Origin of the sequence: Streptosporangium sp. NBC_01755, from assembly GCF_035917995.1 — a bacterium.
Classification (GTDB): Bacteria; Actinomycetota; Actinomycetes; order Streptosporangiales; family Streptosporangiaceae; genus Streptosporangium.
In genome coordinates this window covers 6,823,135-6,838,171 of the sequence record NZ_CP109131.1, presented here as the reverse complement: position 1 = coordinate 6,838,171, position 15,037 = coordinate 6,823,135, and the positions used below count along the sequence as shown (strand labels likewise).

Here is a 15,037-nt window from a genome sequence, read left to right as displayed (position 1 = left end):
CATCATGAATCTGCAAGGGCGAGAGCTGGAATTCGGGCTGCACGGCGATGATGTGGCTCTGCTCCATCAGGAGCTGAAACTTCTCGGGTTCGACATCGGCTCCGGAGAAATCGCGGAGAAGCAGTTCGGGAAGTCAACGCGGAGCGCGGTGTCGCAGCTCCAGCGCGATGCCGGGCTCACCGTGACGGGACGGGTCGACGTGGAGACCGCCCGGCGGATCAACGCGGCGGTCGACGAACGGGGAAGTCTGATCGTCCGGGGGCAGGTGCTGCGGGAGTCCGGAGAGCCGGTCGACGCGGTCCGGGTGCGGGCCGCCGACCGGGATCTACGCCGAGAGGAACCGCTCGGGGAGACGGTGTCCGCGGACGGCGGGCACTACCGGATCGCCTACCAGGCCGATCGGTTCATCCAGGGCGAGGAGGGTAGCGCCGACCTGGTCGTCCGCGTTCTGGATGAGCGGGGAAACGAGATCGGCCACTCCGAGACCCTCTTCGACGCGCCCGCCGATGCCGTCCTCAACGTGATCATCAGTGTGCGGGACGCCGCCCCTCGGTCCGAGTACGAGGAACTGCGTGAGCTGCTCGATCCGGTGCTGGACGGTGTGGACCCCGCCGAGCTCACCACCGAGGACGTGGAGTTCCTGGTGGGCGAGACCGGCGTCCCCAGAGATCAGGTGCAGTTGCTCGTCCACGCGGCCGGGATGGCCGGGGAGGCCGGCATTCCGGTCGAGGCGTGCTACGGCTTCGGCCGGGTGGGCCTGCCCACCGAGCTGGGGTCCTTGCTGAAACACGATCTCGGCGAGCTGCGAGCGGCGCTGGAGAACGCGATCACCGGCGGTATCGTTCCGCAGGAACTGCGACACCGCCTCGATGAGATCATCGACATCCTGCGGCGGTCGCAGGCGACACCGAAGGTGACCGAGCAGGAGCGGCTGGCCGCCTACCAGGCGGTGGGACGGCTGGTCGGCGAACGGTCGGATGCCGGTCTGGCCGGCTTCGCCGTACAGGCCCATGACCTGGACGCGTCACCACCTCGTGATCTCGGGCGGGACACGAGCGGGAACCGCGGCGTGTTCGCCTTCACCTACAACGCGCCCCCCGGGCTGGGTGACGCGCCTGGCGCCACCCGTCGGCTGGCGTTGTATGTCACCGACCTTGACGGAGTCGAGCGGTACGCGGCGGAGATCTCCTTCCCGGTGGTGCAGGAGGTCGCGCTCGACGTGAGGGTGGCCGTACCGGAAGAGGTCCGGCCGGATGTCCCCCTCGCGGATCTGGCGGGCACGCTCCACATCGATCTGCCTGACGGCCTGCTGGATGATCTCGCGAACAGGGACGTGCACGGTCTGGCGGATATCCGCCGAGCAGGCGGACTAGGGCTACTCGCCGGCCTTCCGGTGCCTGAGGGGGATTCGTCGGTGTCACTCCTCGACGCGCACGCCTCGCTACATGCGATCTCGCCGGACATGAAGGTGAACGCCGTTCTGATCGAAAAGGGCTACACCGGGCCTGCGAGTATCGCCGCGGCGTCGAGGACCGGCTTCGTCCAGGCCTCCGCCGAGATCATGGGCTCCTTCAAAGCGGTGCAGCTGCATGCCGCGGCCAAGGCCTGGACGGGCTTCTCCGGCAACGTGGTCCTTGATCTCCTCGGCACGGTGGCGGGCGGGCAGTCGAGCCGGCTGACGGCCGTCGCTCAGACGGCCGCGTCCCATGCGGCGGAGAAGGCCGCCTGTGGCTGCCGGGACTGCGAGACCGCTGTCGGCCCACTGGCCTACCTGGCCGACCTCCTCGACTATGTCCTGGCGCACGTCGAACTCGACGGCAAGCCCATCACTCGCGACTACTTGGCGGACACGTTCCTGCAGCCCTTCGCACGGCTGCCCGCTGACTGCGCTGCCGCCGATGAGGAGGTACGGCAGGCCCGGATCTGCGTCGAGGTGATGCGGGCCTACCTGGCCGCCCACCCGCCGGCCCCTGGAAGCCGCGCGGTGCTGGACGGCGCGGAACGCGCTTGGAGGCTGGCCGCCTACCAGGAGCTGCTGAGCAGATGGGGGTCGAGCTTCGAAGAGATCCGCCTGGCCCGCACCGCTGAATCCGCGCGTCGCGCGGCGCTGGCCGATCGGCTGGGCATCACCTTGACGGGTCCGCGGCCGGATGCCCTCGACCGGCTGCTCCGCGACCCCGCCGCCGCTCCAGGCACCGCCAACGCGCTTACCGAAGAGGTCCTTGAACGGCTGTTCGGTCTGGCCGATACCACCCGCGATCCTCTCGTCGCCCGCCCCGATCCCGAACTGCTCGTCTGGCAGTTGGCCCACCTGCGTGTGCTGTGGCAGGCGGAAGAGTGGCCTGCCGATCTTCCTGAGGACACGCCGGTCGTGGATCCCGACGTCGTCGGCCCTGACGACTTCCGCTCCCCGCAGGCCAAGGCGGGAGTCGCGGCACAGGACGGTGCGTTCGACCTATGGCTGCGGCGCCACACATGGGTGACGGATCAACTGGCCGCCTTTCTGGCGATGACCACGGACAGACGTGGACAGCAGGTCCCCGACCTGGCCGCCATGCTGGCGGCGATGTACCAGCAGGTCGGCTATCCGGCCGCGGGCGGGGACATCGGTGTCGTCCCATGGGCGGCGACCACTCTGCCGGGTGACTTCCCCGCTCTGCTGCGCGCCCTGGCCCGGCCCGCCGACGCGGCGGCGGCCCGTCGGCGCATCGCCACCGATCTACGTCTGCCCCCCGAGGCGTTCACCAGGCTCGCACAGATCTACGCACAGGACGCGCTCAACGGCACCGACCAGCGGGAAACGCCGGTGACGGAGGAGCTGTGCGGCGACGTGCGGTCCATCCTGGTACAGGCGCGGAAGACGGCATTGGCGACGGCCTGGTGCGACGAGGAACAGGCGGTCGCGATCCGGCTCGGTGGCATGGACTTCTGGCCGGCCGCGCGCCCGCCGGAGGAGGGGCAGTGGCCGCCCATCCCTCCCGCGGGGCTTCCGATGGTCGACCCCACCGTGGTGGCGATCGACGATCTGCCCGACGTCACGGCAGGCCGGAAGGCGCGAGCGCTGTGGCGGCAGCGCGGCACCCGCCTTGAGGAGATCGCCGAAGAACTGCTGGGCGCCCGGGAGACGGGTGGGATCGACGCCATGCTGAGCCACGCGCTCGGTGATCCCGACCCGGGCGATCCCCTCCCGCACGACCTCGACGCCCTGCAGAACCGGCTCGGCAGTCCCGACCCCGCCGTGGTCGCCGCCGCCGAGCGGAACGTCGTCCAAGATCTGCACCTGACCGTGCAGAACTTCGGCCGGCTGATGCTGATCAGAGCCAAGGCCCTGTCGGCGACGCCCGCGCAGCGACCGACGGCGGCCGAGTGGAATGAGGCGGTCGCGTTGCTCACCCGCGCCCAGAAGGACAGGCGTGAGTTACCCGGCTGGACGGCGGCCGAGACGGCGGCCGGTCTACAGCCCTGGCAGACGCGCAAGGCCAAGCTGCCGCCGTGGCGAGCCACCGCTCAGTCCCGCGCCGACTGGGAACGCGCCCTGCGCACCCGGACCCGGCCCCCCTCCGTCGACCCTGACCTGATCGGACCTGCCGATCTGCGTGACCCACGTGCCGGGCAGCTGCCGTACGACATCTGGCGGGCACGCCGTACGTGGGTGGACAGCGAGTTGAGCGGCCTGAGAACAGTGCGGGAAGGAGCCGCCGACCCCATGACGGGGCTCTCCGACGCGGTACTCCGTGCGGTCGGCGTTCCCTTGGACGAGCTGGTCGCGCTGGCCGCCGAACGGCAAAGCGGTGGTGCGGTGGGGACGCGGCTCGCCCAGCTGGACCTGACCCCCGGCAGCCTGGCCCATCTCCTGCGGGTCCGCGATCTGGTGCTCGCCGGGTTGCCCGTCCTGGATGCCGAATGGGCCGGGGTGGACGCGATCCTCGCCCAGGTGGGGAAGCTTCGCCGCCGCGCCGAATGGCGTGCGCGGGAACAGGCAGCCGGCCTGTTCGTCGGCCCCGATCATTTCGTGATCCGCTCCGGCACACCCGAGCTGCCCGCGTGGCTGTCGTCCCAGGCGAACCGCCGCGCCTGGGAAGCCGTCCTCGGCGCCCGCGTCGACCAGGAGCTGTCCGCCCGCAGGGGGTTCTCGCGTGTCGTCGACGCCGTGGAGGAGGCCACCCTGCCGCGGTTGCGTGATGCGCTCGTCCTCGCCTCCGACCTGCCCGGTAACGATCTGTCGAGCAAGGCCAAGGCCGTCACCGACCGGCTGCTGATCGACGCCGCCGTCGCGGGCTGTCAGAAGACCACACGCGTCGCCCAGGCGATCGAGACCCTGCAGGGGATGCTGTTCGGGCTGCGAACAGGTCAGCTCCGTGACACCTACCCCGGCCTGCTGCCGGTCGCCGACGATTTCGACCAGGAATGGAGGTGGATCGGTTCTTACGCCGCCTGGCGGGCGGCCATGTTCGTGCACATGTACCCGGAGAACGTCCTCATTCCCACCCTGCGACGCCGTCAGACCCCCGCCTTCCGGGAGATCGTCACCCAGCTTCGGGCGGGCCGCCGTCTGACACCGCCGATGGCACGCGAGGCCGCGTCGGCGTACGCGGGCTATTTCCAGGACGTGTGCACGCTGCGGCTCGGCCCGATCTGCCATGCCGTGACGGCGTTACGGGCGGTCGGCCGGGAACCGGTGGACGGTGACGACCGGCGCATGACGCACCTGTTCGCCCGGGGCGGCAAGACCGGCGCGGTGTACTGGTCGGTCTACGACCCGGCCGCGCCCGACGGTGACGCGCAGACGTTCTGGCGAAAGGTCGAGGGCCTCGACCATGTGATCGACCTGGTCGGCGCGGCCCCGGCGCGAGTCGGGCCGGACCAGCGCTTCGTCTGCCTGTTCGCGCGGGTCCAGGACAACGCGAGGCAGGCGCTGAAGCTGGTCAAGCTCGACCTGTCCTCGGGGACGTGGTCGGACGCGGTGCCCTTGGACCTGTGCGACCGGGACGACGGACAGGAAGCGGTCTACTTCACCGCCGTGGTCGCGCAGAGCACCGACGACTCCCTGCCACCCCGGCTGGTCATGCGGGTGCCCGACGGGTCGGTGTGGAGTCACCGCCTCGACCTGGACCTCGGTGGCTGGGCCGAGGACGACTGGAGACTGCTGGTCACGCCAAGCCGCGGGCGTGAGTTCCGCGCGATCAGCGCGATGATCGAAACCAGCCCGGACCAGTTCTACTTGATCGTCGAGTCCGGCAGGCTGCAGCAGTACGGCAACACCGTCTGGTACCGGCTGTATGGGCGCGGCGACGACGGCCGGTGGCGGTCCGGCGGATCCGGGCGCTTCGCCGGGGCGGTCCCCTGGCCGAACGGAGATCTCTTCCTGTTCCTTCAGCAGGGATCCGCGACAGCCGGCGTCCGGATCAGCGCCGGGTCGACACCTGATCTGGGCATCGGCATTTGGCGGCTCAGCGACCTGCAACTATGGCTGACACAGGTACCCGGGGTATCACTGAACAACATCGTGATCACCGACGGATCCCTGTTCCAGGGCCTGACCCTGTGGCAGTTCCTCAACCTCCCCCAGTCCTCAAGCATGTTCCAGGGCCTGCTCGGCACGCTGTTCGGCAGCTACTACCGGGAACGCGCCAGGGTCTACGTACAGGCGGTGGAGGCACGGCTCGACAAACCCGCCTGGCGCGCCTGGAAGCACGCTGACGATCTCGTCCGGGAGTTCGCCAAGCAGTCACTCAGCCAGGTCATCCTGCGGATTTTCGGTTATCCCAGGGGGGAGGACGCCGCGAGCGTTCGGGCCCCGGTTCCGTTCCCCAACCGCGGCTACCGCGAAAAAGGTGCCGAATTCGGGTACGCGACCGGGGCACCGCGCATCGCTCCCGCGGCGGGCGGCAACCCGGGCCGCCTGCACGCTCGGCAGAAGAAGCTAGGACAGGCCGGGATCACCCTCGTCCGCCTCGAACGCGGCGGCGATACGCTGGCCGAGCAGGCGCCCGTCACCGTCAACCCGGCCGTAGCGGGGCCTTTCCATCTCACGGAACGGCTTTCCAGCGAAGAGCTGCGATTGCGTGCCGCCACGATGTCGTCGGTGTTCGACGCCACTACCGGACATTCCGCTTCGATCCTGACATACCTACAGGAGGCCTGGTATCACATCCCGATCCTGCTTGCCCAGGAACTGCAGCGACACGGTCAGCACGTCTCGGCGCTCGACTGGTTCCGCACGGTGTACGACTTCACAGCGCCCTCCGGACAGCGGAAGATCTATCCCGGTCTCGTTCGGGAGGAGTCGCTGTCGGCCGTCTACGGCCGAGCCGACGACTGGCTGCTGGACCCGCTCGACCCCCACGCGATCGCCGGGGTCCGAGCCGGCACGGCCACCCGCTTCACGTTGCTGTCGATCATCCGTTGCCTGCTGGAGTTCGCGGACGCGGAATTCACCCGAGACACCTCCGAGTCGATTCCCCGAGCCCGCACCCTGTACATGACAGTGCTGGAATTGCTTGACGCCCCGGAGCTCCGGCAGGCGCCAGGAGCATGCGACGAGCTTGTCGGCACTCTCGACATCGAGGTCGGGGAAGCCGAGTGGGAGACCGTGTGGATCACAATTCGCCGGGAACTGTCCTCCATCGGTGACATGAAGATCCTGCGCAGAGCGGTCTCGGATGTTCGCACCGCCATGTCGGGGGCGGGGACGCTCGCGGAACGCGTCTCCGCCGCCATGGACGCCGTGAACACCGCGAAGGCCGCGATGCCCTCCGCCCTCGATCTGGGACAGGTGCTGGACGGCAAGGCCGTCGATCACGCGCGGCTCCAGCTCGCCCTGCTGGCCGTGCCGGAGCTTGAGCCGGCCGCACGCCGCACGGCGGAAGCCGCAGCGAGTGCCTACCGGCAGGCCGTCGAGCAGGCCACCGGCAAGGATGCGGCGGCGCTCGAACAGGAGGAACTGCCCTGGCTGGCGGCTCCGCTGACGACGGTGCCGGTGGACGACGCCGTGGCGACGTCATCGACGTATGAGCGGCTCATCGGCACAGTCCTACGCGGCAGCCCGTTGGCCAAGGTCAAGAGAGATATCTCCAGCCGATATCTGATATCTGTGCTCGTGCCCGCGCCTTCGTTCCGGTTCTGCGTACCACCCAATCCGGTCCTACGGGCATTGCGTCTGCACGCCGAGCTGAATCTCTACAAGCTGCGTAACTGCCGGAACATCTCCGGCGCGCTGCGCAGGCTTGAGCCCTACGCCGCTCCCACGGATGCCGTCGGCGGGTTGCCCGCCATCGGTGCGGGAGGTCAGCTCGTTCTTCCATCGGTTCGCCCGCGGACTCCGACACCGTACCGCTACGCGACCCTTGTCGAGCGGGCCAAACAGCTCGTCGCACAGGCCCAGCAGGTCGAGTCGGCGCTGCTGGCGGCTGTCGAAAAGCGTGACGCCGAGGCGTACAACCTGCTCAAGGCCCGGCAGGACATCGCCATGGCCAGGGCCGGGGTCACCTTGCAGGACCTGCGGGTCGGGGAGGCACAGGACGGGGTCCGGCTGGCCGAGTTGCAGCAACAGCGTGCGCAGCTCCAGGCCGATCACTTCGACAGCCTGCTGGAGGAGGGGGTCACCGGCCTGGAGCAGGCAAGTCTCGGTCTGCTGTACACCACGGCCGCGCTACAACTCGCCTCGTCGATCACGAGTTTCGTCGCGGCGGCGCTACCGGCATCCATATCCGCCGGCTTCCCGTCCGGGGTGTCGATCGCTTACAGCCCGCAGGGGAGCGCCGGGGCCGTCGCCGGCGGCCTGTCCTCACTCGCCGCGAGCAGCAGCACCACCGCCTCCATCCTGTCCACGCTGGCCAGCTATGAACGGCGAGCCCAGGATTGGGCGTTCCAGCGCACGCTTGCCATGCAGGACGTGCGCATCGGCGAACAGCAGATCCGTCTGGCCGAGGACCACGTGCGTGTGCTCGGCCAGGAACGCGTAATCGCGGAGCTGCACACCGAGCACGCCGAGGCCACCGCCGAGTTCCTCGCCACCAAGTTCACCAACGTCGAGTTCTACGACTGGCTCGGCCGAACGCTGGAAGGCGTTTACCGCTACTTCCTCCAACAGGCCACCGCCACGGCTCAACTCGCGGCCGAACAACTGGCCTTCGAACGCCAGGAGACCCCGCCACCGGTGATCCAGGCCGACTATTGGGAGCCCTCGCACGACACCGGCACCGCAGTGAGCCCGGGAGACGGTCCAGATCGGCGGGGTATCACCGGTTCACTCCGGCTGGCAGCCGACATCACCCGCCTGGACCAGTACGCCCTCGAAACCGCCGTCCGCAAACTCCAACTCACCAAGACGATCTCACTCAGCCGCCTGGCTCCCGCAGAGTTCCAGCGCTTCCTCAACACGGGAGTACTGCTCTTCGCGACTCCCCTCACCCTGTTCGACCAGGATTTCCCCGGACACTACCTGTGTCTCGTCCACCGCGTGCGACTCTCTGTGATCGCGCTCGTCCCCGCGGTCGACGGGATACACGCCACCCTCACCTCGAGTCGTTCCTCCCGTGTCGTCCTCGGGCCCCCGGCCTTCCAGACCGTCACCCTCCAGCAGGGCCCTGATTCCATCGCGCTGACCTCCCCCCGCGACGCCACCGGGCTCTTCGAACTGGAAGCACAGAGCGCCCTACGCAATCCCTTCGAGGGCATCGGTGTCGAGACCACCTGGGAACTGCGTATGCCGCGAGCGGCCAACCGGTTCGACTACCGCTCCATCGCGGATGTCCTGCTCACCATCGAATACACCGCCCTGGACAGCAGTGACCATCGGCAGCGCGTGCTGTCGACGATCAACCGCACGTTCAGCGCCGACCGCCCGTTCAGCTTCCGCCACGAACTCAGCGATCAGTGGTACGACCTCAACAACCCCGAGCTGAGCAGCACACCGATGGTCGTGCGTTTCGCCACCGCGCGCGATGACTTCCCACCTAACATCGACGAGCTCAGGATCCAGCAGATCGCGCTGTACTTCGCCCGTGCCGACGGCGTGACCGACGAGATACCGGTGACCCATCTGCGCTTCACCGACAGCGACGCGGCAGGACCTGTGGGCGGTGGCGCCGTGTCGGTCGAGGGGATCGTCAGCACTCGCCGCGGCAATGCCGGAAGCTGGTCCGGCATGGTCGGCCGAACCCCCACCGGCATATGGGAGCTTGCGCTTCCGAACGAGGAACCGGTGACCGCCCTCTTCCAGCAGGAACAGGTCAAAGATATCTTGCTCGTCATCACTTACAGCGGGCGGACCCCCGAGTGGCCCGCCTGACAGACACCCGCGCCGGCGCCACAGCGGGTCTGTCCGGATCGACGATCTCGGACGGTCACCTGCGCCTGTGTTCCGAGACCGACCGTTCGGTGAGCCGCCGGGCATGCGGAAGGCCCCCGCGGATGAGTTCCACGGGGGCCTTCCGGGGTCGTGCTGTGACCGAGCGGCTAGTAGATCGGGCGCGAGGAGGAGCGCAGCCGCTCCAGGGCCTCAGCCAGGATCTGCGCACCGTCCTTGTCGCTGCGACGCTCCTTCACATACGCGAGGTGCGTCTTGTAAGGCTCGTTACGCGGCGGCGCGGGCGGGTTGGCCTCGTCCTGACCTGCGGGGAGACCACACCGGGGGCAGTCCCAGAACTCGGGAACGGCCGCGTCGCTGGCGAAACTGGGGCGCGTCTCATGCATGTTCGCGCACCAGAAAGGGACCCGCACGCGGGGGGCCGCCTCGCCACGCTCCGCCTCCCCCATCGGGCCGGCACCGACACGGCTGCCACGGATCGCGTTGCCACTACCCACGGATGAACTCCTCGCTCGATGGCCCCGCCGCTTGGGGATGCGGGGACTGAACCACTGTCACGCCTGTCGAAGCCAGGTCAGGGCCTCAGGAGCAGGCCCAGCGCGATGATGCAGATGAACCAGACCACACCGGTGATGACGGTGAGCCTGTCAAGGTTGCGCTCCACCACGGAGGAGCCTCCGAACGACGACGAGAAACCGCCACCGAACAGATCCGAGAGACCGCCGCCCTTGCCCTTGTGGAGCAGGACGAGCAGCATCATCAGCAAGCTCGACAGGATGAGGGCGATGGAGATTCCGATTGTCACCGTTGACCTGTTCCCTATGTGCGCGTGTCCCGCGTCCGGGCACGACCCTTGTGTACGCCAGAGGCGTGACGATTCAAACCTGCTCTAAGAGGGTATGACGTGTTGTCAAATCACGCCCCCCGAATGGACCAGTCAACTCGACAATTCGCCAAGACGGCAAATCTTGACAAATTCCCCGGCGTCGAGGCTCGCGCCACCGACCAGGGCACCGTCGACATCGGGCTGTGCCATGATGCCCGCGATGTTGTCAGACTTGACCGACCCACCGTAAAGGATACGGACCCCAGCGGCCACTTCGGCGTCGTACAGCTCGGCGAGTCGCTCCCGGAGCGCCCCGCAGACCTCCTGCGCGTCGTCAGGGGTGGCCACCTCGCCGGTGCCGATCGCCCATACCGGCTCGTAGGCGAGCACGATGGAGGCGACCTGCTCGGTGGTGACCTTGCGAAGCGCCCCTTCGAGCTGCGCGACGCTGAAGGCCACCTGGCCGCCCGCCTGGCGCACCGGCAGCCCCTCCCCCACGCACAGGATGGGGGTGAGCGAGTGCCGGTAGGCCGCCTGCACCTTGGCGTTGACGACGTCGTCGTCCTCGCGGTGGTACTGGCGGCGCTCGGAGTGCCCGATCGTGGCGAAGGTGCAACCGAGCTTGGCGAGCATGGCCCCGGAGATCTCGCCGGTGTAGGCGCCGCCGTCGTGCTGCGACAGGTCCTGGGAACCGTAGAGGATCCGCAGCTTGTCACCGTCCACCAGGGTCTGCACACTGCGCAGGTCGGTGAAGGGCGGCAGCACGGCCACGTCGACCCTGTCGAAGTCCTTGTCACCCAGCGCGAAGGCGAGCTTCTGGGTGTGGGCGATGGCCTCAAGGTGGTTGAGGTTCATCTTCCAGTTGCCGGCCATGAGCGGCTTGCGAGCTGTGCTCATCTTACTTCTACCTCTCCAGCGCCACGAGTCCGGGGAGGGTCTTGCCCTCCAGGTATTCCAGGCTGGCCCCGCCACCGGTGGAGATGTGCGAGAACCCGTCCTCGGGCAGGCCGAGCCTGCGCACGGCGGCGGCCGAGTCTCCCCCGCCGACGACCGTGAAGGCCTTCGAACCGATCAACGCCTCGGCGACCGCACGGGTTCCGCCGGAGAACGCCTCGAACTCGAAGACGCCCATCGGGCCGTTCCAGAACACGGTCTCGGCGTCGGCCAGCTTGCCCGCGAACAGCTCGCGGGTGCGCGGGCCGATGTCGAGGCCCTGGCGGTCGGCCGGGATCGCGGTGGCGTCGACCACCTCGTACTCGGCGTCCTCGGCGAACTCGGTGGCCGCCAGCACGTCGACCGGCAGGATGAGCTGCACGCCGCGCTTGGCCGCCTCGTTCAGGAAGCCCCGCACCTGGTCGAGCTGGTCCTCCTGAAGCAGCGACCCGCCCACCTCGTACCCCTGGGCCTTCAGGAAGGTGTAGGCCATGCCGCCGCCGATGAGAAGCCTGTCGACCTTGGTGAGCAGGTTGCCGATGACCCCGAGCTTGTCGGAGACCTTCGCGCCGCCCAGCACCACGACGTACGGCCGCTCGGTGGTCTCGGTCAGTTTCCTGAGCACCTCGACCTCGGCCAGGACCAGCCGGCCCGCGGCGTGCGGCAGCAGAGCGGGCACGTCGTAGACGCTGGCGTGCCTGCGGTGCACCGCGCCGAAGCCGTCGCCCACGTAGAGGTCGGCGAGGGCGGCCAGCCTGGCCGCGAACTCGGCCCGCTCGGCGTCGTCCTTGGACTCCTCGCCGGGCTCGAAGCGCAGGTTCTCCAGCAGGGCCACCTGGCCGTCCTGAAGCGCCTCCACGACGTCCTGGGCCGACTTCCCGACCACGTCGGTCGCGAAGGCGACATCCGCGCCCAGGAGCTCACCCAGCCGCCTTGCGACGGGGGCCAGGGAGTATTCCGGGTTCGGCTTGCCCTTGGGGCGCCCCAGGTGCGCGACGACGATCACGCGGGCGCCCCTGCGGGCGAGTTCCTCGATCGTCGGCACCGAGGCGCGGATGCGGCCGTCGTCGGTGATGACGTCCCCCGCCAGGGGGACGTTGAGGTCGGCGCGTACCAGGACGCGCCGACCGTCCACGTCGAACTCGGAGATGTCCTTCATCAGAGGTCGGCGCCGACCAGCTCGATGAGGTCCACGAGACGGTTGGAGTAGCCCCACTCGTTGTCGTACCAGCCGACGACCTTGACCTGGTTGCCGATCACCTTGGTGAGGGCGGAGTCGAAGATGCAGGACGAGGGGTCGGTGACGATGTCGGAGGAGACGATCGGGTCCTCGGTGTAGGTGAGGTAGCCCTTGAGCTCGCCCTCGGCCGCGGCCTTGATCGCGGCGTTGACCTCCTCGACCGTGGTGTCGCGGCCGACCTCGACGGTGAGGTCGGTGGCCGAGCCGGTGGGGATCGGCACGCGCAGTGCGAAGCCGTCGAGCTTGCCCTTGAGCTCGGGCAGCACCAGGCCGATGGCCTTGGCCGCACCGGTCGAGGTCGGCACGATGTTGATCGCGGCGGCGCGGGCGCGGCGCAGGTCGCTGTGCGGGGCGTCCTGCAGGTTCTGGTCCTGCGTGTAGGCGTGGATGGTGGTCATCAGACCCTTCTCGATACCGAAGGTGTCGTTGAGGACCTTGGCCATCGGCGCCAGGCAGTTGGTGGTGCAGGAGGCGTTGGAGATGACCGTGTGCTTGGCCGGGTCGTACTTGTCGTGGTTGACGCCCATCACGACGGTGACGTCCTCGTTCTTGGCCGGAGCCGAGATGATGACCTTCTTGGCGCCGTTCTCGGCGTGCACGCGGGCCTTGTTGGCGTCGGTGAAGAAGCCGGTCGACTCCACCACGACGTCCACGCCCAGGTCGCCCCAGGGCAGCTTGGCGGGGTCGCGCTCGGCGAAGGCCTTGATGGTCTTGCCGTCCACGATGATCTCGTCGGCGGTGCTCTTCACCTCGTACGGCAGGCGGCCCAGAATGCTGTCGTACTTCAGCAGGTGGGCGAGCGTGGCGTTGTCGGTCAGGTCGTTGACCGCCACGATCTCGATGTCCTTGCCGCTGGCAGCGACCGCGCGCCAGAAGTTGCGGCCGATGCGGCCGAATCCGTTGACGCCTACGCGGATGGTCACGGTGCCGATCTCCTCGTACGTCGATGCGCCGGTCCATCGGGACCGGCGACTTGGGGCGGGCTGAAACCTCAACCACGAACCTTATCGGACCTAAATTGGTGTAGACCACCGGAGGGGGGAGGTCCGTTATTCCTTACCCCATGAACAGGTATCGCACCATTCAAGTAAAGTGCCCGACTCGTCACCGTAAACCCCCTTCGGTCCCTTGAGGAGCTGCCACGGCAGATAACGATCCGCATCTGGCAAATGGGCTTCTACCAGGTATTTTTACCGGGCTCGGTGCCGCCCTGGTCGGTGCCGCGGCCTACGGCGCGCTCATCGGCTTCAGCGGGTACGAGCCTCGGGCGACGACTACGGCTCGGCCCTGCCCCGGATTCTCAGCGCCTTCCCCGAGGATCTCAGGCGCGCCCCCAAGTCACTGTTGTTCTGGGCGATCGCCGCCTACGCGGGCTTCGGCTTCGTGAGCAGAAGAGTCAAGGCCGCCCGCGAAGCCCACGCCGCCTCGTCCGTCCCGCAGTCGGACGAGGCCGACCGCGTGGACTACTTCGTCCCCAGGAAGCAGCCCTGAGCCGGACTGTCAGTGGACTACTTCACCCCCAGGAAGCAGCCCTGAGCCGGACTGTCAGTGGACTACTTCACCCCCAGGAAGCAGCCCTGAGCCGGACTGTCACCGGCCCCTTCTAGAGCACCGGTCAAGTAAGGACCAAGCGGTGTCCGGCCTTCGGTAAACCCGGGTCGCAACAGGTCGGCCTGGCCGCATCTGGTGTTGATCAACGCTCTGTGCGGTTACTTGACCGGCTCTCTAGGGGGCCAGCATGTCGACGGTGAGGTTGGCCTCGGTGTTGGGGATGCCGATGTCCTGAGCGCGCTTGTCGGCCATGGCCAGCAGACGGCGGATGCGACCGGCGATGGCGTCCTTGGTCAGGGGCGGGTCGGCGAGCTGGCCGAGCTCCTCCAGGGACGCCTGCTTGTGCTCCACCCGCAGGCGGCCGGCGATCACCAGGTGCTCGGGGGCCTCCTCCCCGAGGATCTCCAGCGCCCGCTGGACCCTGGCTCCGGCGGCGACCGCGGCGCGGGCCGAGCGGCGCAGGTTGGCGTCGTCGAAGTTGGCCAGCCTGTTGGCCGTCGCCCGGACCTCGCGGCGCATCCGCCGCTCCTCCCAGGCCAGCACGCTGTCGTGGGCGCCCAGCCTGGTCAGCAGCGCGCCGATGGCGTCGCCGTCACGGACCACCACCCGGTCGACGCCGCGCACCTCACGGGCCTTGGCGTGGATCTTCAGCCGCCGCGCCGACCCGACCAGCGCGAGCGCCGCCTCGGGCCCCGGGCAGGTGACCTCCAGCGACATCGAGCGCCCAGGCTCGGTGAGCGAGCCGTGCGCCAGGAACGCCCCCCGCCAGGCCGCCTCGGCATCGCAGGCCGCCCCGGCGACGACCTGGCGGGGCAGGCCACGGACAGGGCGCCCGTGGTTGTCGATCAAGCCGGTCTGGCGGGCCAGCGCCTCCCCGTCGCGGTAGACCCGCACGAGGTAGCGCGACCCCTTGCGCAACCCTGCCGGGGCCAGCACGAGCACCTCCGCCTTGTGCCCGAAAACTTCACCGATGTCTTTGATAAGCCGCCGGGCGGTGACATTGGTGTCAAGCTCGGCCTCGATCACGATCCGGCCGCTCACCAGGTGCAACCCGCTCGCGAACCGCAGCAGCGTCGACACCTCGGCCTTACGGCAGCAAGGCTTCAGGACCGTCAGCCTGCTCAGCTCGTCCTTGACCACACCTGTCATCGCCATGCGCGTTCGTCCTCCCCCATAC

Annotated in this window: 8 protein-coding genes; 2 read left to right on the top strand and 6 right to left on the bottom strand. The window is 68.5% G+C overall.

Going from position 1 to position 15,037, the window contains the following annotated elements; all coding sequences use genetic code 11:
- Window positions 1-4 precede the first annotated feature (4 nt).
- A complete protein-coding gene (locus tag OG884_RS31550) occupies window positions 5-9,292 on the top strand; it encodes a neuraminidase-like domain-containing protein (RefSeq protein WP_326638941.1) in 9,288 nt (3,095 codons plus the stop codon).
- Between the two features lie 167 nt (window positions 9,293-9,459).
- Here OG884_RS31550 and OG884_RS31545 read toward each other — a convergent pair whose 3' ends face one another.
- The 5 genes from OG884_RS31545 to gap all read right to left on the bottom strand — a co-directional run bounded on the left by OG884_RS31545 (window position 9,460) and on the right by gap (window position 13,232).
- Entirely contained in the window at window positions 9,460-9,807 is a 348-nt protein-coding gene (locus OG884_RS31545; RefSeq protein WP_012892502.1) for an RNA polymerase-binding protein RbpA, read from the bottom strand.
- Between the two features lie 77 nt (window positions 9,808-9,884).
- Window positions 9,885-10,115, bottom strand: a complete 231-nt coding sequence (secG, locus tag OG884_RS31540; RefSeq protein WP_326638932.1) for a preprotein translocase subunit SecG — start codon at window positions 10,113-10,115, stop codon at window positions 9,885-9,887.
- 132 nt (window positions 10,116-10,247) lie between these two features.
- A complete protein-coding gene (gene tpiA, locus OG884_RS31535; protein ID WP_326638931.1) occupies window positions 10,248-11,033 on the bottom strand; it encodes a triose-phosphate isomerase in 786 nt (261 codons plus the stop codon).
- Between the two features lie 7 nt (window positions 11,034-11,040).
- Window positions 11,041-12,228 carry a phosphoglycerate kinase gene (locus OG884_RS31530; RefSeq protein ID WP_326638929.1) on the bottom strand — a complete coding sequence of 396 codons (1,188 nt, stop codon included), beginning with the start codon at window positions 12,226-12,228 and terminating at the stop codon, window positions 11,041-11,043.
- Window positions 12,228-13,232, bottom strand: a complete 1,005-nt coding sequence (gap, locus tag OG884_RS31525; RefSeq protein WP_326638927.1) for a type I glyceraldehyde-3-phosphate dehydrogenase — start codon at window positions 13,230-13,232, stop codon at window positions 12,228-12,230. Before gap ends, OG884_RS31530 begins: the two co-directional genes overlap by 1 nt.
- Window positions 13,233-13,653: 421 nt before the next feature.
- On the opposite strand from gap, the gene OG884_RS31520 reads away from it, so the two are divergent.
- Window positions 13,654-13,800, top strand: coding sequence for a hypothetical protein (locus OG884_RS31520; RefSeq protein WP_326638925.1), 147 nt, complete (start codon window positions 13,654-13,656; stop codon window positions 13,798-13,800).
- A 234-nt stretch (window positions 13,801-14,034) separates the two neighbouring features.
- Here OG884_RS31520 and whiA read toward each other — a convergent pair whose 3' ends face one another.
- A complete protein-coding gene (whiA, locus tag OG884_RS31515) occupies window positions 14,035-15,015 on the bottom strand; it encodes a DNA-binding protein WhiA (protein WP_030905033.1) in 981 nt (326 codons plus the stop codon).
- Between the last annotated feature and the right edge of the window lie 22 nt (window positions 15,016-15,037).